Origin of the sequence: Ammoniphilus sp. CFH 90114 (genome assembly GCF_004123195.1) — a bacterium.
Taxonomy (GTDB): domain Bacteria; phylum Bacillota; class Bacilli; order Aneurinibacillales; family RAOX-1; genus YIM-78166.
Genome location: NZ_SDLI01000009.1, coordinates 1 through 18,435, shown reverse-complemented (window position 1 = coordinate 18,435; position 18,435 = coordinate 1). Strand labels below are relative to the sequence as shown.

Below are 18,435 nucleotides of genomic sequence, written 5' to 3'. Positions count from 1 at the left end.
CTCGTAATAGAGTCAGCCTGTTTCTTTAGTTTATGGTAATCGATCTTGCAGAAACTCTTTAATAGGGCTTTTCCAGGTTATCTCCGCAAAAGGATATCTTCCCTGGACAATTTGTTTTAATTCCTCAAAATCTTTTTTCTCCAACCCCACAAGCCGCTGATGATCTCTGGGCCAAATATGAATTTTTATGATCTGAAAAGCATCTGGTGTAGTGCCCATATACTTCTCACCTTCAAACAGAACTCCTTTATAAGCAATCAATATATTTCGATGGACGCTGCTCTTATCGTCCATGATTAATGTGCGCTTTTCTTCTAAGGCTTGAGCCAATTTCCGCTGGGGATTGAGAAAGAATCGAAAGCACCAATAGAACGCAATGGCAATGAGAATAAACAGAAGCGCGCGAAAAATAAGAACCATGAATCTTCCTCCAAACGTGAAGATATTTAACATAATATATATACGTAATGAAGACCAAAATGGATTCATTGAATTTTATCTTCAAAGTAGGATAAAATGAAATGATTGTTACCTGGTTACTTAACTAGTGCTAACTTGCACTTAGGGTAAAAAATTTATACGATTATAGGCAACAATAATAGGAAGAAGCATACAGGAAGGAGGTCAACCTAAATGAATACCGTGATTGCAACGTTGAATGCAAAGTACATTCATATGTCATTAGCTCTTCGTTATCTGAAGTCCTACTGTGAAAAGGATTTTCCAATTGAGATAAGGGAGTTCACGATAAAGGATACACCAATGAATATTGTCACGGATATCTTTTTACATCAGCCAGATGTAGTCGGTTTTTCCTGCTATATATGGAATATAGAAGAAACGATCATTGTGATAGATATGTTAAAAAAGATAAAGCCAGACATTCAAATCGTATTAGGGGGACCGGAGGTTTCCTACGATGTAGAGTACTGGATGAATCGCTTGTCTGGTGTGGATTTTATTGTCGTGGGTGAAGGAGAGGAGACGTTTCATCATTTATTACAGGAAATCTCCGGTGACAAGAAGTATCACCTGGTTTTTGGCGTCGCCTATCGGAAAGATGGGGTTCCCGTCATCAATCCCCCACGTCCCAAGTTAGATCTAAACAATATTCCCTCTCCGTTCCAAGACTTTCCTGATCTTCCCGAACTGAGAAACCGAGTGGTCTATTTTGAAACCTCAAGAGGATGTCCTTTCTCCTGTAGCTTCTGTCTCTCATCTATTGAGGTCGGAGTACGTTATTTTGACATTGAACGGACCAAACAGGAATTGAAGTATCTCATCGACAATGGGGTTAAGCTTATTAAGTTTGTAGATCGCACCTTTAATATTAAGAGGGACTATGCATTAGAAATCTTTGAATTCCTTATTCAAAACCATAAGGGCACCGTTTTCCAGTTTGAGATTACGGCTGATATCATGCGTCCGGAGGTGTTAGATTACTTAGCGAAGCATGCACCACCTGGAGTATTTCGATTTGAAATTGGTGTCCAATCCACGAGAGATGAAACCAACCTGATTGTGAACCGGAGACAAAATTTCGAAAAATTAAGCTATACGGTACGAACGATTAAGGAAGCCAAAAATATTGATCAACACCTAGATTTAATTGCAGGATTACCAGAGGAGGATTATTTATCCTTCCGCAAAACCTTTAATGATGTTTTTGCCCTGCGTCCAGAAGAGCTTCAGTTAGGTTTCTTAAAGATGTTGAGAGGAACTGGGGTAAGGTTGAATGCTGAGAAATACGGCTATGTTTGGATGGAACATTCCCCCTATGAAATACTAGGAAATAATGTTCTCCCCTTCAGCGACATTGTCAAGATAAAAAGGGTAGAGGATGTATTAGAAAAGTACTGGAACGCTCATCGGATGGATCACACGTTAGAATTCCTTGTCTCTCGTGTGTTTGAAACTCCTTTTGACTTCTTCCAGCAATTCGGAGACTATTGGGAAGAACGTGGGTGGCAAAGAATTGGACATCAGCTCGAGGATTTATTTGTAAGATTGTATGATTTTCTAGAACAATCAAAAGTGGATCAGTTGCCTGTTATCAAGGGGTTAATGCAACTCGATTATTTCCTTACTCAGAAGAATAAGCCAAGAAAAACTTGGTGGACATTCGATATGGGCAAACAAGAACAACAAAGATATATGCGTCTAGTTGCAGAGAATCCAGCTTGGTTAGGGAACGACTTTGCTGCACTAAGGCTGGATGAAAAGGATCTTCATAAACATGCGGTCCTAGAAGTGATTCCTTTTGATTTGTCCTTGTATATTCAAAAAGGAGAAATTCAGGAAGAGCCCAGCATGTTAATTGTCTATTATGAAGTAGGGAAGGGTCCTGCCTATTTTTCTGGGCCGCTTGCTAAAGTGAAAATTTTGGAATTTTAAGTTATAATAAACGAAATGGGGGCATATAATGCCCCAACACTCACTGATAAGGAGGGACACAAGATGGAAGACAAAACCTTAGAGATGTTTAAAGAACTAACCGAGACACCAGGAGCCCCTGGACACGAAGGGCCAGTAAGGGAAGTCATGAAAAAATACATAGCTCCTTATGCGGATGAGGTTTATACCGATAATCTAGGGAGTTTGATCGCCAAGCGTACAGGAAATGTTGAAGGTCCTAAGGTTATGGTTGCAGGACACTTAGATGAAGTGGCCTTCATGATTACGATGATTACGGATAAAGGCTTCTTGCGTTTTCAACCACTAGGTGGCTGGTGGGAGCAAGTGATGCTAGCGCAAAGAGTAACGATATTAACGCGGAAAGGTCCAATTGAAGGAGTCATTGGTTCTACGCCTCCTCATATCCTTTCTCCAGAAGCTAGAAGAAAACCAGTGGATAAGAAGAATATGTTTATCGATATCGGAGCTTCAAGTAGGGAGGAAGCCGAAGATTTCGGAGTCAGACCGGGAGATACGGTTGTACCGATTTGTCCTTTCACCGTTATGAAAAATGAAAAGCTGATGATGGCTAAGGCTTGGGATAATCGAATTGGTTGTGCGATTGCGATCGAGGTTCTAAGACGTCTTAAAGAAGAAGAGCATCCGAATGTAGTTTTTGGAGTCGGAACCGTGCAAGAAGAAGTGGGACTGCGTGGTGCGCAGACTTCGGTTCATGCGGTTGGACCCGATATCGCTTTTGCTGTAGATGTCGGTATTGCAGGGGATACACCAGGTATTAAGAAGGAAGATGCGCAATCAAGGCTTGGGGGCGGACCGCAGCTCTTGCTGTTTGATGCGTCTATGATTCCTCATCGAGGATTACGGGACTTTGTCATTGATACAGCTGATGAATTAGGAATTCCTTATCAGTTTGATACAGTTGCTGGCGGAGGTACTGATGCTGGAAGACTTCACCTTCATAATAAGGGAGTCCCGTCGATGGTTGTGAGTATAGCTACACGATACATTCATAGCCATGCTGCAATCCTACATCGAGATGACTTCGAGAACGCAGTGAAACTTTTGGTCGAAGTCATCAAGCGATTGGATCAAGCAAAGTTAGAAGAAATTAAACAAGTGTAATAGAAAGACGATATAAAAAGCTTCCTTGAATGTCATTTCAGGGAAGCTTTTTTTCCTCACTTTTGTCCCAATCCCTGATGTAACAGTTGAAGAATCTCTCCCTGTTTGGAAGGATCTGCTTGATTCCAGAGAACTTCGAATAAAACCCCGAGGCCGGGAAGAGTCTTGTCCTCTCTGCTTTCAATCGCGTCCATAATGGTGCTTCGCAATTCACCTAGGGAAGAATCAGAAACATTGGCCATAACCGCTTCCCGTAAATTAACCTGGCTGATATTCATGTGCAACGCTCCTCCTCAATTAAAGGGTTATTTTCTTTGGTATTGTTTGCGGAGAGGATCATTTTTACCCAAACTTGAAATGGATATACTATGTTATAATGGATGGAAAAATCGGGTACTGGGGGAGACAAGCATTGGCTGCGAGAACGTTTGCGGTTATAGGAATGGGGCGGTTTGGCTCAAGTGTCGCGAAGACGCTTTATGAGATGGGATATGATGTAATGGCCATCGACTCCAATGAAGAGAAGATTCAGGAGCATATCCAATATGTTACCTACGCGGTTCAAGCGGATTCAACGGATGAACATGCACTGAAGGAACTGGGGATACGGAATTTTGATGTGGTAGTCGTAGCTATTGGGGAAGATATTCAAGCGAGCATCCTTACATCCTTGATCCTTAAGGAACTGGGTGTAAAGCAGATCGTTGTAAAAGCTCAAAATGAACGTCATGGTAAAGTACTTTATAAGGTTGGGGCTGACCGTGTGGTATTCCCGGAGAGGGACATGGGAAGTCGTGTCGCTAACAATTTAATCTCCCCAGGTATACTCGATTTCATTGAGTTAGCTGAAGATTACAGCGTAGCGGAGATTGCAGCAACGGACCGCATGGTAGGCAAGAATTTAATTGAACTCAATGTTCGTGCTAAGTTTGGTGTGAACGTGATGGCGATTAAGAGCGGACCGAATATTAACATAGCACCTAAGGCAGAAGACACGATTTCTGAGGGCGATATTCTCGTTGTTATCGGTCATAACGTTGATTTGAAGCGTATGGAGGAGAAGACAAAATAGGAGTGATATGTTCGTGTGGGAAACCATTCAATCTGTTCAGAATTCCAAGGTCAAAGAATGGGCCAAGCTGAATAGTAAAAAAGGTAGAGATAAGGAGCAGCTTTTTCTTATCGAAGGTCTTCATTTGGTAGAGGAAGCACTTAAAAGTAAAGCGGGTATTCGAACGGTTCTGATTATGGAGGGGTTTCATTTACAGTCGAAGCTAGAACAGTCCTTACAGAATAGTTTAGCTACGGTTTATTGGATCACCGAGCCTATCGCGCATAAATTATCAGAAACCGAGAACCCTCAAGGGATTTTTGCTATCGTAGATATACCAGTGAACCAGGTGGACGAGCTGATTCAAGACTCTCCTGTACTCTTACTCCTAGATGCTATCCAGGATCCTGGTAATCTTGGTACCATGATTCGAACTGCAGATGCTGCAGGAATTCAAGGTGTCATCCTAGGGAAGGGTACCGTTGATGTATACAACCCAAAAACCATTCGGTCTACGATGGGTTCTATTTTTCATCTGCCCATAGTTCAAACCGATTTAAATGAGATTTGTCATGAGCTTTCTGAGCGAGGATTTAGAATCCTGGCGACGAGCTTGGAGGGAGCAGTACCGTACGACGAGGCTCTCTATGATGGCCCTGTTGCCATTGTGATTGGTAATGAGGCCAACGGTGTATCAGCGTCTATTCTTAAACAGTGTGATAAGTTCGTAAAGATCCCGATCTATGGTCAGGCTGAGTCCTTGAATGCCGCGATGGCTGCGGGGATTATCATGTACGAAGCCATTCGCCAGCGAAAGTAAGTTGCAACCTATGCTCAGATTGATTATAATAAATTCTGAAAATCAAAAGCTGAAAGTAAAAGCTGTGAAAGAGACCAGTATATAGGAACAATCTATGATTGCTTGCACGATCTGCAAGCGTTAAGACAGGGAGAGTTGGCCGTGACTGAAAGCCAACTTAGGGTAGTAGAAGCCTATAGAATTCACTCTTGAGCTGTCCCCTGAACCTTATAGTAGGGGGTACCGGAGTCATAATCTCCGTTAACAATTACTAAGTGAGAACTAAGGGAGATAATAGTCCTTTGGTTCTAATAAGGGTGGTACCGCGACCTCTCGTCCCTTGCAGACGGAGGTCTTTTTTTATTTATTTAAGCAAGCAAGGAGGAAAGAATGTGCGTGAACAATTAGTGGAAGTGAAAGAAAAAGCACTTAGTCAGCTTCAAGAGGCAGGCAATTTGAACGAGCTTAACGACCTAAGAGTGAAATATTTAGGTAAAAAAGGTGAGCTCACAGAGATCTTGAAAGGAATGGGGAAGCTCTCTGCAGAAGAGCGACCGCTTATTGGTCAGCTGGCTAACGAAGTTCGAAATGCTATTGAAGGGTTATTGGCTCAGAAGAAGGAGTCACTAGAGGCTGCAGCGTTAATAGAACAACTTAAGAGTCAACGATTGGATGTTACTCTTCCAGGAAAGCAGTTGCCTAAAGGAAATAAGCATCCTCTTACACAAATCATCGAGCAAATTGAAGATATCTTTATTGGATTAGGCTTTGAGATTGCTGAAGGGCCCGAGTTAGAGACAGATTATTACAACTTTGAAGCTCTCAACCTGCCTAAGGACCATCCCGCACGAGATATGCAAGATACCTTTTATATTACAGAAGATTTGTTAATGCGTACCCATACCTCTCCTAATCAAGCGCGAGTAATGGAGAATAAGCAAGGGGAAGTACCAGTAAAAATCATTTGTCCTGGACGAGTGTATCGCAGGGATGATGACGATGCTACACATTCCCATGTCTTTACTCAGATTGAAGGTCTTGTCATCGGCAAGGACATTCGCATGAGCGATCTAAAAGGAATTCTTCTTGCTTTCTCTCGTGAGATGTTTGGTGAAGATGTGAGCATTCGATTAAGACCTAGCTTCTTCCCGTTCACCGAACCAAGCGCAGAAGTCGATGTAACCTGTGCTGTTTGTAAAGGTCATGGTTGTCGAGTATGCAAAGATACAGGATGGCTCGAAATCTTAGGTTCAGGAATGGTTCATCCTAAGGTCCTCGAAATGTCGGGCTATGATTCGGAAAAATATACTGGTTTTGCCTTTGGAATGGGTGTAGAGCGTATTGCCATGCTTAAGTACGGTATAGAAGATATTAGACATTTCTATAACAATGACATTCGATTCTTAAAACAATTCAATCGTAAGTAGGTGGTGAAAAGTCATGAAAGTTTCCTATAACTGGTTAAAGCAATATGTGGATTTAGAAGGGATTACACCGGAGGATCTAGCGGAAAGACTGACGCGCAGCGGGATTGAAGTAGAAAGTGTGGAAGCTCGAAATAAAGGAGTATCCAAAGTCGTAATCGGTCATGTGGTGGAGAGAAGCAAACATCCAGACGCTGATAAACTTAATGTGTGCCAAGTCGATGTAGGTGAGACCGTTCGATTGCAGATTGTCTGTGGAGCAGCTAACGTTGATGCTGGCCAAAAGGTTGTCGTGTCCGTTGTAGGGGCAGAGCTGCCAGGAGGACTTAAGATCAAGAAAGCCAAGCTTAGAGGGGTGGAGTCTCAAGGGATGATTTGCTCCGCAAAGGAATTAGGGCTTAATGATAAGCTTCTCCCTAAGGCTCAACAGGAAGGAATTATGGTATTACCGGAAGAGACCGAAGTGGGTCAAGACGCTATTACTTACCTTGGATTAGATGATTATATTCTAGAACTAGGTCTAACCCCTAATCGTTCCGATTGTTTAAGCATGCTAGGAGTGGCATATGAGGTCGGTGCCATCCTCGACCGCCCAGTACAGCTGCCTGATGCCGTGGTTGAAGAAGCGGCTGAATCAATTAATGGGAAAGTGGAGGTATCCATCGAAGCAGCGGAGCACTGCACACATTATGCTACTCGTCTTATTTCTAATATTAAACTTGGTTCCTCTCCTTTGTGGATGCAAAGCCGATTAATGGCTGCAGGTATCCGTCCTATTAGCAATATTGTAGATATTACGAACTACGTGATGCTTGAGATGGGGCAGCCGCTTCATGCCTTCGATTATGATGAAGTTCATCAAGGACGTATTGTCGTGCGTCTTGCAAAAGACGGAGAAAAATTGACAACTCTAGATGATATAGAGCGAACGCTTGATGGGGAGATGCTTCTCATCACAGATGAATTGAAGCCTATCGGGATCGCTGGTGTAATGGGAGGAGCGAACTCTGAGGTCTCAGATAAAACAACCACAATCCTTCTTGAATCAGCACTTTTTAGCGGGAAGTCCATTCGTAAGACAGCTAAAAAGTTAGGTCTGCGTTCGGAAGCAAGCCTCCGGTTTGAGAAAGAAGTAGATCCGGAAGCAGTAGACCGTGCCCTTGATCGTGCTGCTCAGCTTATGGTTGAGTTGGCTGGTGGTACAGTGGCCCAAGGAAAGGCCGTTGACATGACTAGTGAACACAAGAGAGCACAGGTATCTCTACGTTTATCTAGACTTAACTTGCTGTTAGGGACAACACTAGAGGCTGAACAAGTAGAGGCGATACTCGGTCGTTTGCAATTCAGGTATACTCGCAATGGTGAAGTGTTTGAAGTTGAAGTTCCATCTCGTAGGCAGGATATTACAAGAGAGGTGGATCTAGTGGAGGAAGTCGCCCGTCTTCACGGCTACGATCACATTCCAACTACTCTTCCTATTGGACCTACAACTAGAGGAGGACTAACAGATTATCAATCCTTCCAGCGTAACCTTCGGAATATGTTAACAGGTGCTGGGTTATATGAGGTCTCCACTTACTCTTTTACCAACGAGCAGATTATGTATGACTTTGCTACCTTGTATAAAGAGACCAAGGGAATTCCTCTTTCCATGCCGATGAGTGAAGAGCGAAGCCATCTTAGAGTAAATCTTCTTCCTCATATGTTGGAAACAGCCTCTTACAATCGGAACAGACAGAACCTTGATGTTGCCATCTTTGAGATGGGTCGTGTGTTTATAAGCGAAGAGGAAAGATTAACCGTTCTTCCTGAAGAAAAATTAGGCCTAGCCGGCTTATTAACGGGTAATTGGACGGGAGATCATTGGAACTCTTCCGCTGAGAAGGCCGATTTCTATTTGGTTAAGGGTGTCGTCGAACTTGTTTTAGACAATTTAGGAATTCAGCAGGTATCTTACAGACAGGCAGAAAACCTGAAGGGAATGCATCCAGGCCGAACAGCTGGGCTTTATGTACAGGATGAATGTGTTGGTTATCTCGGACAGGTACATCCAGAACTTCAAAAGAAATACGATCTAGATGAAACGTTTGTCTTCCAAATCGATTTGGAAAAGCTCTACAGTTACGTAGCAACCATGAACCAATACAAGTTCTTACCTAAATATCCGGCGAGTACACGTGATTTAAGCATCGTGGTAGAAGAAGGAACCTCTGCAGCTGCGCTGCAACAAGTGATTGAAGAGCAAGCAGGAGCAATCCTTGAAAAAGTTGAGCTATTCGATGTGTATACGGGTGAAAAAATTGGAGCAGGGAAGAAGAGTATGGCTTTCTCCTTAGTTTACCGCAGTGCGGAAACCACCTTGACCGATCAAGAAGTTAATGAAGCTCATGACAGAGTCGTTCAGGGACTGGCGAAGGCATATAAAGCAGAACTGCGTGGATAGTAGATATTGTAAGGTCTGACCTAATCGGGGGGTCAGACCTCTTTTTCTAGATATTGCTCATAATTAGGTGGAACATAGAGTTCCACAGCCCTTGCAAAAAATGTATAATATTAATTTGTAAGGACAAGCTTATATTGGGAAGGGGAAATAAGTGGTGCGAGAAGATGAAAAAATAAAAATAACAGTTGATATATATGGACATCAATATCGTATGGTTGGAAAGGCAAGTGCTTCGCATTTACGCTCTGTGGCTCATTACGTGGATGAGAAAATGAGACATATTGCTAATGGGAATGCCAGGCTAGATACGGCTAAAATTGCTGTGCTTTCCGCTGTAAATATTGCAGATGAATTTTTTCAGCTCAAAAAGGAATATGAGGAGTTGCTCCGGATTTTAGAAGAGGAGGAAAAGCGTAAGGAATGAACATTGTCGATATAGGTCTTATCGGCCTTTTTATGATAAGTCTTTTTTATGGTCATCATAGGGGATTTGTCAAGCTTGCCATCGGTTTAGTGGGCCTGATTGTCTCTCTTGTTGTTGCATACTCCTTTTCTTTGGATACTGCTGTATTTCTACAAGAGCAATTTCCTCTCCCGGCAGAAAGCACCAATCCTCTTTTACAGATGTTGCTTAGTATGAGTTCTCTTCATTCATTCATTTATTCAGCGCTGGCGTTTATCCTCTTATTTTTTATTGTTCGGTTTCTTTGCAATATCATGGGAAGGGTACTTCAATCTTTTGCAGAGCTGCCTATTATCTCAATACTCAATCGCAGTCTTGGAGCTATCCTGGGTGGCTTGCTCATGCTCCTGTTCTTGATGGTCTCCATCCACTTGCTTGACATGGCTCCGAGTGGAAAGTGGAAGAAAACTTATTACCAGTCTGCCATTACACAATATCTGTTCGATCTATCCCCTTTTATTTCAGAACATATCCGGAATGTTCCTACTCCCCGTCCTCATGATCGAAGCGATATCCTATAGAACCCATCAACTCCTTATTTTACAGGGCATGAAGAAACACATCCTATGGCATGATAAAGGTACACTCAATTAAAGGAGGTTAGCTTCATGGCCAACCGAAACAAATTGATTGTTCCCCAGTCTGCTTCATTGATTGATGAAATAAAATATGAGATTGCCAATGAATTTGGTGTCTACGATTTTGGTGCTTATGCCACTGCTCGCGGTAACGGTTCAGTCGGTGGGGAGATTACTAAGCGTTTAGTAAAGATGGCAGAGAGTGCATTAGCCGGTCAACAACAGCAATAAAAACTTCATAACTGGAAGAAAAGGCTGATCCAGGTCGGTAACCGACTTAACGGATCAGCCTTTTTCAACTTTTTCCCCAGAACCTTGACTTTGCAGGGAGAAAAAGGTCAATGATTCCAACTAAAAGTGAGGCAAGTAAAGCGCCAATTAAAGTTACTTCCACTCCGTATACGATGAACTTCGTCAGATATATGATCAGTGCTGTTGACAAGAACCCGGCAATGCCCCTGCCATAGGGAGAGAGCTCTCCACCAAAGAAGGCTTCGAAAATCCAGCCTAATGCAGCGATGACCGCTGCAGTAACGATTGCGGTTGTTAACCCGCGGATAGTAAAACCCGGTACAAGGAAGCCTACAAAGTAGAGTACGATGGTCGCTACAAAAAAACGGATAATATGGCTAATCCATGCCATCCATACCATTCCTTCCCGTAAAGAAGTACAAATAGTTTTTCCCACGATGACTGGGCCTATACTTTTCTGTTAGGCAAAGAATGATATATAATAGATCAGATATTGTGTGAAAGGGGATTCCGTAGTGGAAGAACGCTTGTATCGAACACTTGAGTTTACCAAGGTGATTCATCAACTAATGGACAATGCCTCTTCCTCTTTGGGAAGAGAAAAAATAGAACAACTCGTACCAACGACAGAACTAGAAGAAGCTAAATTAAGACAGCAATTAACCTTTGAAGGATATACGGTTCTCCGCTTGAAGGGAAGCGTCCCTTTTGGTGGGATTCGCGATATCCGACGATCTCTCGCTCGAGCCAAGCTTGGAGCTTCTTTGAATCCTGGGGAGCTTCTTGATGTGGCGGGTACCGTTTATGGAGGCTGGAGGTTAAGAAGGTTTATTGAAGCTCTCTTGGAACAACAGGAGCTGCCTTTACTTGAGGAATTAATCCTCCAGATCGAGAGACTGCAGAGGGTGGAAGAAGATATTAATGATGCTATTGATGAGCATGGCGAAGTAATGGACAGTGCTAGTCCAGCCCTTGCGCAAGTACGTTCACAAATCCGAGCGACTGAAGGCCGGATTAAAGACCGACTAGAAAATATTATTCGATCCACCTCTTATCAAAAGATGCTTCAAGAAAGTATTGTTACCATTCGTGGTGATCGTTATGTCATTCCGGTGAAGCAGGAATATCGACACGTTTTTGGCGGGATGATCCATGATCAATCCGCTTCAGGAGCGACCCTTTTTATCGAACCGGAAGCTGTAGTCCAAGCTAATAATCAATTAAGGGAGCTTCGTTTTAAGGAAGAACGAGAAGTAGAACGAATTCTGCAGATTCTAACAGGAATTGTGGCAGAGCATGCTGATGTGTTAGATCATAATGTGAAGGTCCTGGCCGAACTTGATTTCACCTTTGCTAAGGCTTCCTATGCTCATCGAATGAAGGCCGTTCAACCCAAACTTAACAATCAAGGATACATGAAGTTGAAAAAGGGGAGGCATCCCTTGATTCCTCTCCAGGAAGTGGTCCCGATTGATGTGGAAATTGGGAAGAAATGCACTTCCTTAGTTGTCACAGGACCAAACACAGGAGGAAAAACTGTAACCTTGAAGACGATAGGTCTTCACGCCTTGATGGCTGCTTCCGGACTTCATCTTCCTGCTGAAGAAGATAGTGAGATGGCCATTTTCTCCGGTGTGTATGCTGATATTGGAGATGAGCAGAGTATTGAGCAAAGTCTAAGTACATTCTCTGGTCATATGACGAATATTATTCGAATTCTTGGTGAAATGGATGGGAACAGCTTAGTGTTACTCGATGAGCTAGGAGCAGGTACGGACCCGACGGAAGGGGCGGCCTTAGCGATGGCGATTCTAGATCATATGTATCAGATTGGTGCACGGGTCATTGCCACCACTCACTACAGTGAGCTGAAGGAGTTTGCTTATAATCGTCCACAAGTGCTTAACGCAAGTGTAGAGTTTGATGTGGAGACGCTTCGACCAACCTATCGTTTATTGGTCGGGGTGCCAGGACGAAGCAACGCGTTTGCTATAGCAAATCGACTAGGGTTGCCTGAAGAGATCATTGAAGATGCAAAACAGCATGTCAGCCTTGAGGATACAAAGGTGGAAAACATGATTGCCTCCCTAGAAGAGGATCGGTTAGCAGCAGAACAGGATCGAGCAAAAACCGAATCGCTTCGACTAGAGATGGAGAACTTACGTGATCAATTGGAGCAAGAAAGAGCCGCATTTGCCAAGGAAAAGAATATGCTCCTACAGAAGGCCGAAGAGGAAGCTTCTCGCTCTGTTGCGAAAGCAAGAAAAGAGGCCGATGAGATCATCTCCGAACTTCGGAAGATGGCTCAAGAAGAGCAGGTAGGAATAAAAGAGCACCGACTTATTGAGGCGAAGAAAAGGTTAGAGGAAAGTGTACCTTCTTTTGAACGGGAAAAAGAAAAGAAAAAAGCAACTCGTGACAAGGAAACATTCAAAGTAGGGGATGAAGTCAAAGTTTTATCCCTCGGGCAAAAAGGAGAAATTATTTCCGACTTAGGCAATCAAGAGTATCAAGTTCAATTAGGGATCATTAAGATGACCATCAAGGCTTCTGACATGAATCTGATTAAGGCAAGTAAAAAGAAAGAAATTGTACCTTATACACGGGTGAAAATGTCGAGGGAAACCGTTAGACCCGAATTGGACTTGCGTGGGTTTACGATTGAGGATGCCATTCCGGAGATAGATAAGTATCTAGATAATGCCGTGATGTCCAATCTTCATCAAGTATCCTTGATTCATGGAAAAGGAACGGGAGCCTTGCGTGTGGGGGTTCATAACTTCTTAAAAAAGCATCGAAGTGTCAAATCCTACCGACTTGGCGGCCAAGGGGAAGGCGGCCTTGGAGCGACCATTGTGGAATTAAAGTAGATCATCTGTAACTAATAGGACTTCATTTCCGTATATAAGAGAGTAAGTGCGTTCGAACTGGGAGGAGGAGGTTTGCCGTGTCTGGATTACTAGAGAATCCTTATATTTCAACAACAGCCTTTTTTGCAGTTGCGATTCTAGCCCTGATTTTATTCTTAACCCTATTCGAGATGGTGACACGCTATAACGATTGGGAGGAAATAAAAAAAGGCAATATATCTGTAGCGATGGCTGTTGGCGGAAAGATTATTGGAATTACGAATATCTTTCGCTTCTCGATTGAAAGCAATGATACGATTGGACAGGCACTGATTTGGGGGGCTTTTGGTTTTATTCTATTACTCATTGCTTATTTTATTTTTGAATTTATGACACCGAAATTCAAGATTGATGATGAAATTGCCAAGGATAATCGAGCTGTTGGTCTATTGTCTATGTCAATCTCAATTGGACTGTCTTATGTGATTGGTGCCAGTATAGTATAATATTATATTTCATGGGAATATTTCTTTATTTACGTAAGACGGTTAAATCAGTAATATGAAGGTAACAAACAACCTACAGTTTAGGTTGAGAGTCCACTGGCAGCCATAATGTTTGGCTGCTTTTTTTGTATCATTAGCCTAGTTGGAGAAAACAGTCGAATAGTGTATAATTCATGAATAGTTGACATTTGGAGGATACTCATGTTAGTGCGGTTAACTCTTATATTAGTTTTCTTTTCTATTCTTTTTTTAGTTAGCGGTGCAGCTTATTGGTATATGACCACGTAAATAGATCACTCTCGGAGGAATACATATGCATTCAACGAAACACCCGCAGGTTGCAGTAATAGGCATGGGGTTTATTGGTCTCCCCTTGTCTCTAAGCTATGCCATGAAAGGAGCAAACGTCTTCGGTATAGACGTCTTGCCTCATCTGGTAGAAGAAATTAACGAGGGCAAGTCTCACCATCTTGAATACTATCAAGGGAAATCTTTGTCTGAAATCTTAAAGGAACAACTCCAGGCTGGAAGGTTTCAAGCCACGATTGATTATGCAGAAGCGGCAAAAGAAGTGGATACCTATATCATTACAGTAGGCATCCCAGTCGTTCAAGGAGATCCCAACCTGTCCTACCTTACGAGTGCCTGTGAACAATTAGCGAAGGTCCTGAAAAAAGGAGATACGGTGATCTTAAGAAGTACGGTAGTGCCAGGAACTACGGAAGATATTGTCCTTCCTTTATTAGAAAAAAGTGGACTTAAGGCTGGAACGGATTTTTATTTAGCTTATTCTTCTGAGCGGATCGCCGAAGGGAAAGCCTTTGAAGAATTCATTCACATGCCACTAGCCTTGGGTGGAGTAAACGAAGCAAGTGCAAAGCGGGCGAAAGAAATCTTAAGCTTTGTGACGGAAGCGGAAATCACCATTTCAGAAATAAAAATTGTAGAGACGGCTAAAGTCATTGAGAATATCCAACGGGATGTTAATATCGCTATGGTACAGCAGTTCGCTCGTTTTTCTGAGCGCATGGGGATGGATACCTTCGAGTTAATTAAGGTAGCTAATACACATAAGCGAGTTAACCTGCTCGTGCCGGGACCTGGAGTAGGTGGGTACTGTCTTCCTAATGCCCTATACTATCTACTACCGAAAGCTAGAGAATTAGACGTAAATATTGAAATGCTGGAAATAGCCAGAAAGATTAATGACTCTGTTCCATCCATTCTTGTTGATATGGTGGAGAAAGAGCTTGTACAGCAAGGAAGAACCCTAATGGGCAGCCAAGTGGCTGTACTAGGCCTTGCCATGAAGGATTTCTCCAACGATGACCGGATTAGTCCAGCGCATCATGTGGTAGAAATACTTCTGCAGCGTGGAGCTACGGTAAAAGCCTATGACCCAGCTGTACCGAGCAGCTATCCTTATAAGGTGGGAAGCTTAGAAGAGGCTGTTACTGGTTCAGCCGTACTCATCTATCTCAATGCACAGGAAGAGTTTTTAGAGATCGATTGGAATCAAGTATTACATCTCATGACAGATTCTCCTATATTGTTAGATGCCAAGCATCGCATCCCTAGCAGGATCTCTAATCAAGCTAAGTTAGTCCGAATCTAATATAAGTAGTGATATCTATGTCAAAAACGAAAAAAGTGCTGATTATTGCTTATTTATTCCCTCCTATTGGGGGCGGAGGCGTACAACGTGCCTTAAAGATGGCAAGATACCTTAGGGAGTTTGGTTGGGAGCCTCATGTATTAACCGTTGATCCTAATTATCATGTCTCTTTGGACCATTCGTTGTTGAAGCAGCTTCCGGATGGAGTACAGATTCACCGTTCTAAGGAGATCTTTCTAGGGGCTCCACCGGCAGCCGCAAAGGAGAAGTCAGGTGATCAGGGGGGAGTAGAGAAGAGGAGTATAGTCACTCGTCTGAAGCAACAGGTATTCCCTACCTTAAAGAAATTAAAAAAGCATGTCTTGGTACCCGATGACCAAATTCTTTGGTTTCCCTACGCAGCCAAGATGGGACTCGAGCTGATGAAGGAGCATCAATATGATGCCATTTTTTCTACGTCTGGTCCCTATACGAATCACCTAGTAGGTATTTATCTCAAGCGACAAACAGGAGTGCCTTGGATCGCAGATTTCCGTGACCCGTGGACGCAGAATATGCATCGTCCTGGTATCCCATGGAGAGAATGGCTAGAGGAAAGACTGGAACGGATGGTCTTGCGGGAATCAGATATTCTCTTAACTGTGACAAGGTCCTTCGCGAATAACTTCCAGCAAAAATTTAACGATGAGATTCAGCGTCTCGAGGTCATCCACAACGGATTCGATCCGGAGGATTATAAGCAGCTAGAGAAGGTAAAGATGGATTATCCTGATCAATGCAGCTTTATTTATACTGGGATATTCTATAAAGAGCGAAATCCAAGACTTTTCTTGCAAGCTATTAAGGAGTTGCTTGATGAGGGAGTCTTGGACCGAAAGCAAATTCGATTAAACTTCGCTGGTGTCTTCGATTATCCGGGATACACAGAGAATGCAGATTGGGTGAATAAGCTAGGGTTGAATGATCTTGTTCATGTTCTAGGCCATTTACCTCATCAGGCTGCACTTTCGGAGTTAAAGAAGTCCGATATCCTCTTACTAATAGGAGACACGGCCCCAGGTTCCGGAGATTATATCCCTGGGAAGCTCTTTGAATATATGGCCATCGGCAAACCAATGCTTGCGCTAAGTCTGAAAGGCGAGTCTACCCACATCATTGAGAAGTACCAATTGGGTCAAGTGGTCGATCCCGGGTCACTCGAAGAAATTAAACAGGGAATTATAAACTTATATGAGGAGTGGCTCGAGGCCAAAGAGGGAAAAGACAGAAATCAAGAGGTCAACCGTCCTTCTACACTCATTTATGAGCGGAAGGAACAAGCCAAGATGCTTGCTTCCTTACTAAATGATTTACAGAGAAACTGACTGGTACTTTAGTCAGTTTTTTTGTTGTATCTAGCTGTGGTATAATATCCCAGCTTAAACTTATTATGAGAATTATATAATATCAATACTTAGGAGGTGCCAATGGGTAAAAAAGTATTAATTCTACTCGCACTATGTTTTTTATGTATTAGTGAATCTGCGTACATGGAAGTGGATACCATACTGCCTCATCCAATGGAGTCTGTGAAGGAATGGGCAGAAGAGCATGGAATGGCTAAGGAAAGAACGGTTGCTTTCCCCAATGGAGATCAGTATTGGATGAAGAGAGTAGAGTTTACAAAGACGGCCAATCAACCTATAAGCAGCGAATTTCGGATACCTGGACGTGAAGGTACCTTTAAATATGTTGCAATAGAAGAGGGACAAAGAGTGTGGAAGCAGATTCCCCTCGAGGGGACGTTGCCACTTACAGCCGGGTTTATCGATACCACAGAAGCTCATTGGTATATCAGTTATCCCACCTTATTTACCGTTAATGATCAGTATGCCACAATAAACGAGATAGCGCGTGCCATACCCATTAAGGTAAGGGCAGAAGAGGATGAGTACGTCATTACTTATTCCTTTCAACAGCAGGCAGGAACGGTAGGGGAAATGTGGGCAGTGGAGTCTACTGAGGTATTAGTTCCATGGGAGGACAATCCTTATCTAGAGCCGGTGTGGTCCTTACTTGATATGACGACCTCTTCTAAGTGGTCTTGGGATGGAATGCATGTTAAAACGCCTAGCACTTATGAGCCTGCAGGAAACTTGGTTTATTATCGATTTCCCGATAACTACATTGCGAGGTCCCTTATCCGAACAGGCGGAAGTCGATTAGCCGAAAACTTGGGCTGGGTAATGCTAGACCAAGGGATAAAGAATCAAACAGAACATGGGTTTTGGGCGACAGGGCCTAGATCCTCATGGCTTTGGAAAGATTATAAGATTGGTTCACATTTTTATGACACTCGGTTTAACACCGATTTTGCCCGTTTGTTACTAGATGGTTACGCTAAATATGGAGATGAAAGATTTCTCGAATCGAGCCTGAATTATGCGGTATGGCTTATGGAGCATGCGAATAAGAGAGGAATCTTCATGAGGCGTGGGGAAGAGATTGGCGTGCTTGTTCCGGACTATGCCCACATTAATCCGCACCTGAAGACTCACGTTTCTCTTAATCATCAGCTATGCGAAATTAATTATTTCTTTGACTTGTACAGGCTCACCAAGATTAACTATTACCAAACCTATGCTAAGAATATGATGAACGGCATTAAGTGGACGAAAGAGAAATGGTTAAAGAGCAATGGTGACTTAGAATACGGTTTGTTAAATGGCAAGCCCATGGGACAGGATTATCCATATCTAACTTATAATGATCTGTGGGAAACGCAAAAGATATTAGAAGAGATTTATGGCAGCAGAGATGCTGACTTAGACTTTCTGATGCAGGTGAAAAAGATTTGGATGGATAAGAATAATGTTAGTGGTTATCGAGAATAGGGGATTGAGGACATACCTCTAAAGCCCCCTAACAGGATTGGACAC

Annotated in this window: 17 protein-coding genes and 1 other annotated feature; of the genes, 14 read left to right on the top strand and 3 right to left on the bottom strand. The window is 42.9% G+C overall.

The window, feature by feature from the left end; all coding sequences use genetic code 11:
* Positions 1–30 precede the first annotated feature (30 nt).
* Positions 31–420: a sigma-w pathway protein ysdB gene (locus EIZ39_RS18645; protein ID WP_129201607.1), complete on the bottom strand. Its 390-nt coding sequence runs from the start codon at positions 418–420 to the stop codon at positions 31–33.
* A gap of 213 nt (positions 421–633) precedes the next feature.
* Here EIZ39_RS18645 and EIZ39_RS18640 point away from each other — a divergent pair, with 213 nt between their 5' ends.
* Together EIZ39_RS18640 and EIZ39_RS18635 are read left to right on the top strand one after the other, a co-directional pair.
* Positions 634–2,394, top strand: a complete 1,761-nt coding sequence (locus EIZ39_RS18640) for a B12-binding domain-containing radical SAM protein (protein ID WP_129201606.1) — start codon at positions 634–636, stop codon at positions 2,392–2,394.
* Positions 2,395–2,457: 63 nt separating this feature from the next.
* Entirely contained in the window at positions 2,458–3,537 is a 1,080-nt protein-coding gene (locus EIZ39_RS18635; protein WP_129201605.1) for a M42 family metallopeptidase, read from the top strand.
* A gap of 56 nt (positions 3,538–3,593) precedes the next feature.
* Here the strand turns inward: EIZ39_RS18635 and sspI are convergent, their stop codons facing one another.
* Positions 3,594–3,815, bottom strand: coding sequence for a small acid-soluble spore protein SspI (gene sspI / locus EIZ39_RS18630; protein ID WP_129201604.1), 222 nt, complete (start codon positions 3,813–3,815; stop codon positions 3,594–3,596).
* Positions 3,816–3,949: 134 nt separating this feature from the next.
* Here sspI and EIZ39_RS18625 point away from each other — a divergent pair, with 134 nt between their 5' ends.
* The 7 genes from EIZ39_RS18625 to EIZ39_RS18595 all read left to right on the top strand — a co-directional run bounded on the left by EIZ39_RS18625 (position 3,950) and on the right by EIZ39_RS18595 (position 10,526).
* The gene (locus EIZ39_RS18625; protein ID WP_255434002.1) at positions 3,950–4,609 is read left to right on the top strand and encodes a potassium channel family protein; all 660 of its coding nucleotides are present in this window, start codon (positions 3,950–3,952) and stop codon (positions 4,607–4,609) included.
* 7 nt (positions 4,610–4,616) lie between these two features.
* Positions 4,617–5,408, top strand: coding sequence for a TrmH family RNA methyltransferase (locus EIZ39_RS18620; RefSeq protein ID WP_129201603.1), 792 nt, complete (start codon positions 4,617–4,619; stop codon positions 5,406–5,408).
* 55 nt (positions 5,409–5,463) lie between these two features.
* Positions 5,464–5,731: a binding site (T-box leader), on the top strand.
* A gap of 48 nt (positions 5,732–5,779) precedes the next feature.
* On the top strand, positions 5,780–6,814 hold the full coding sequence (gene pheS / locus EIZ39_RS18615; RefSeq protein ID WP_129201602.1) for a phenylalanine--tRNA ligase subunit alpha: 1,035 nt from the start codon (positions 5,780–5,782) through the stop codon (positions 6,812–6,814).
* A 13-nt stretch (positions 6,815–6,827) separates the two neighbouring features.
* Entirely contained in the window at positions 6,828–9,254 is a 2,427-nt protein-coding gene (gene pheT / locus EIZ39_RS18610) for a phenylalanine--tRNA ligase subunit beta (protein WP_129201601.1), read from the top strand.
* A gap of 154 nt (positions 9,255–9,408) precedes the next feature.
* The gene (gene zapA / locus EIZ39_RS18605; RefSeq protein WP_129201600.1) at positions 9,409–9,678 is read left to right on the top strand and encodes a cell division protein ZapA; all 270 of its coding nucleotides are present in this window, start codon (positions 9,409–9,411) and stop codon (positions 9,676–9,678) included.
* Positions 9,675–10,238, top strand: coding sequence for a CvpA family protein (locus EIZ39_RS18600; RefSeq protein WP_129201599.1), 564 nt, complete (start codon positions 9,675–9,677; stop codon positions 10,236–10,238). Before zapA ends, EIZ39_RS18600 begins: the two co-directional genes overlap by 4 nt.
* An 87-nt stretch (positions 10,239–10,325) precedes the next feature.
* Positions 10,326–10,526, top strand: coding sequence for an alpha/beta-type small acid-soluble spore protein (locus EIZ39_RS18595; protein ID WP_129201598.1), 201 nt, complete (start codon positions 10,326–10,328; stop codon positions 10,524–10,526).
* A 64-nt stretch (positions 10,527–10,590) separates the two neighbouring features.
* On the opposite strand, the gene EIZ39_RS18590 is transcribed toward EIZ39_RS18595, so the two are convergent.
* Positions 10,591–10,938, bottom strand: a complete 348-nt coding sequence (locus EIZ39_RS18590) for a phage holin family protein (protein WP_129202003.1) — start codon at positions 10,936–10,938, stop codon at positions 10,591–10,593.
* Positions 10,939–11,062: 124 nt separating this feature from the next.
* Between EIZ39_RS18590 and EIZ39_RS18585 the strand changes: the two genes are divergently transcribed.
* The 5 genes from EIZ39_RS18585 to EIZ39_RS18565 all read left to right on the top strand — a co-directional run bounded on the left by EIZ39_RS18585 (position 11,063) and on the right by EIZ39_RS18565 (position 18,390).
* Positions 11,063–13,417, top strand: coding sequence for an endonuclease MutS2 (locus tag EIZ39_RS18585; protein WP_129201597.1), 2,355 nt, complete (start codon positions 11,063–11,065; stop codon positions 13,415–13,417).
* A 77-nt stretch (positions 13,418–13,494) separates the two neighbouring features.
* Positions 13,495–13,902 (top strand): DUF350 domain-containing protein, encoded by a 408-nt coding sequence (locus EIZ39_RS18580; RefSeq protein WP_129201596.1) that lies wholly within the window; start codon positions 13,495–13,497, stop codon positions 13,900–13,902.
* A gap of 313 nt (positions 13,903–14,215) precedes the next feature.
* Entirely contained in the window at positions 14,216–15,517 is a 1,302-nt protein-coding gene (locus EIZ39_RS18575) for a nucleotide sugar dehydrogenase (RefSeq protein ID WP_129201595.1), read from the top strand.
* 17 nt (positions 15,518–15,534) lie between these two features.
* Complete coding sequence (locus EIZ39_RS18570) at positions 15,535–16,881, top strand: glycosyltransferase family 4 protein (RefSeq protein WP_129201594.1); 1,347 nt, start codon at positions 15,535–15,537, stop codon at positions 16,879–16,881.
* A 102-nt stretch (positions 16,882–16,983) separates the two neighbouring features.
* On the top strand, positions 16,984–18,390 hold the full coding sequence (locus EIZ39_RS18565; RefSeq protein WP_129201593.1) for a hypothetical protein: 1,407 nt from the start codon (positions 16,984–16,986) through the stop codon (positions 18,388–18,390).
* Positions 18,391–18,435: the final 45 nt, after the last annotated feature.

Excerpts from the sequence above, each read along its gene's own strand:
- EIZ39_RS18565 (WP_129201593.1), top strand. The coding sequence starts at position 16,984 with ATGGGTAAAAAAGTATTAATTCTACTCGCACTATGTTTTTTATGTATT.
- EIZ39_RS18645 (WP_129201607.1), bottom strand. The coding sequence starts at position 420 with ATGGTTCTTATTTTTCGCGCGCTTCTGTTTATTCTCATTGCCATTGCG.
- pheT (WP_129201601.1), top strand. The coding sequence starts at position 6,828 with ATGAAAGTTTCCTATAACTGGTTAAAGCAATATGTGGATTTAGAAGGG.
- EIZ39_RS18570 (WP_129201594.1), top strand. The coding sequence starts at position 15,535 with ATGTCAAAAACGAAAAAAGTGCTGATTATTGCTTATTTATTCCCTCCT.
- sspI (WP_129201604.1), bottom strand. The coding sequence starts at position 3,815 with ATGAATATCAGCCAGGTTAATTTACGGGAAGCGGTTATGGCCAATGTT.
- EIZ39_RS18595 (WP_129201598.1), top strand. The coding sequence starts at position 10,326 with ATGGCCAACCGAAACAAATTGATTGTTCCCCAGTCTGCTTCATTGATT.
- EIZ39_RS18590 (WP_129202003.1), bottom strand. The coding sequence starts at position 10,938 with ATGGCATGGATTAGCCATATTATCCGTTTTTTTGTAGCGACCATCGTA.
- EIZ39_RS18640 (WP_129201606.1), top strand. The coding sequence starts at position 634 with ATGAATACCGTGATTGCAACGTTGAATGCAAAGTACATTCATATGTCA.
- EIZ39_RS18575 (WP_129201595.1), top strand. The coding sequence starts at position 14,216 with ATGCATTCAACGAAACACCCGCAGGTTGCAGTAATAGGCATGGGGTTT.
- EIZ39_RS18600 (WP_129201599.1), top strand. The coding sequence starts at position 9,675 with ATGAACATTGTCGATATAGGTCTTATCGGCCTTTTTATGATAAGTCTT.
- EIZ39_RS18635 (WP_129201605.1), top strand. The coding sequence starts at position 2,458 with ATGGAAGACAAAACCTTAGAGATGTTTAAAGAACTAACCGAGACACCA.
- EIZ39_RS18620 (WP_129201603.1), top strand. The coding sequence starts at position 4,617 with ATGTTCGTGTGGGAAACCATTCAATCTGTTCAGAATTCCAAGGTCAAA.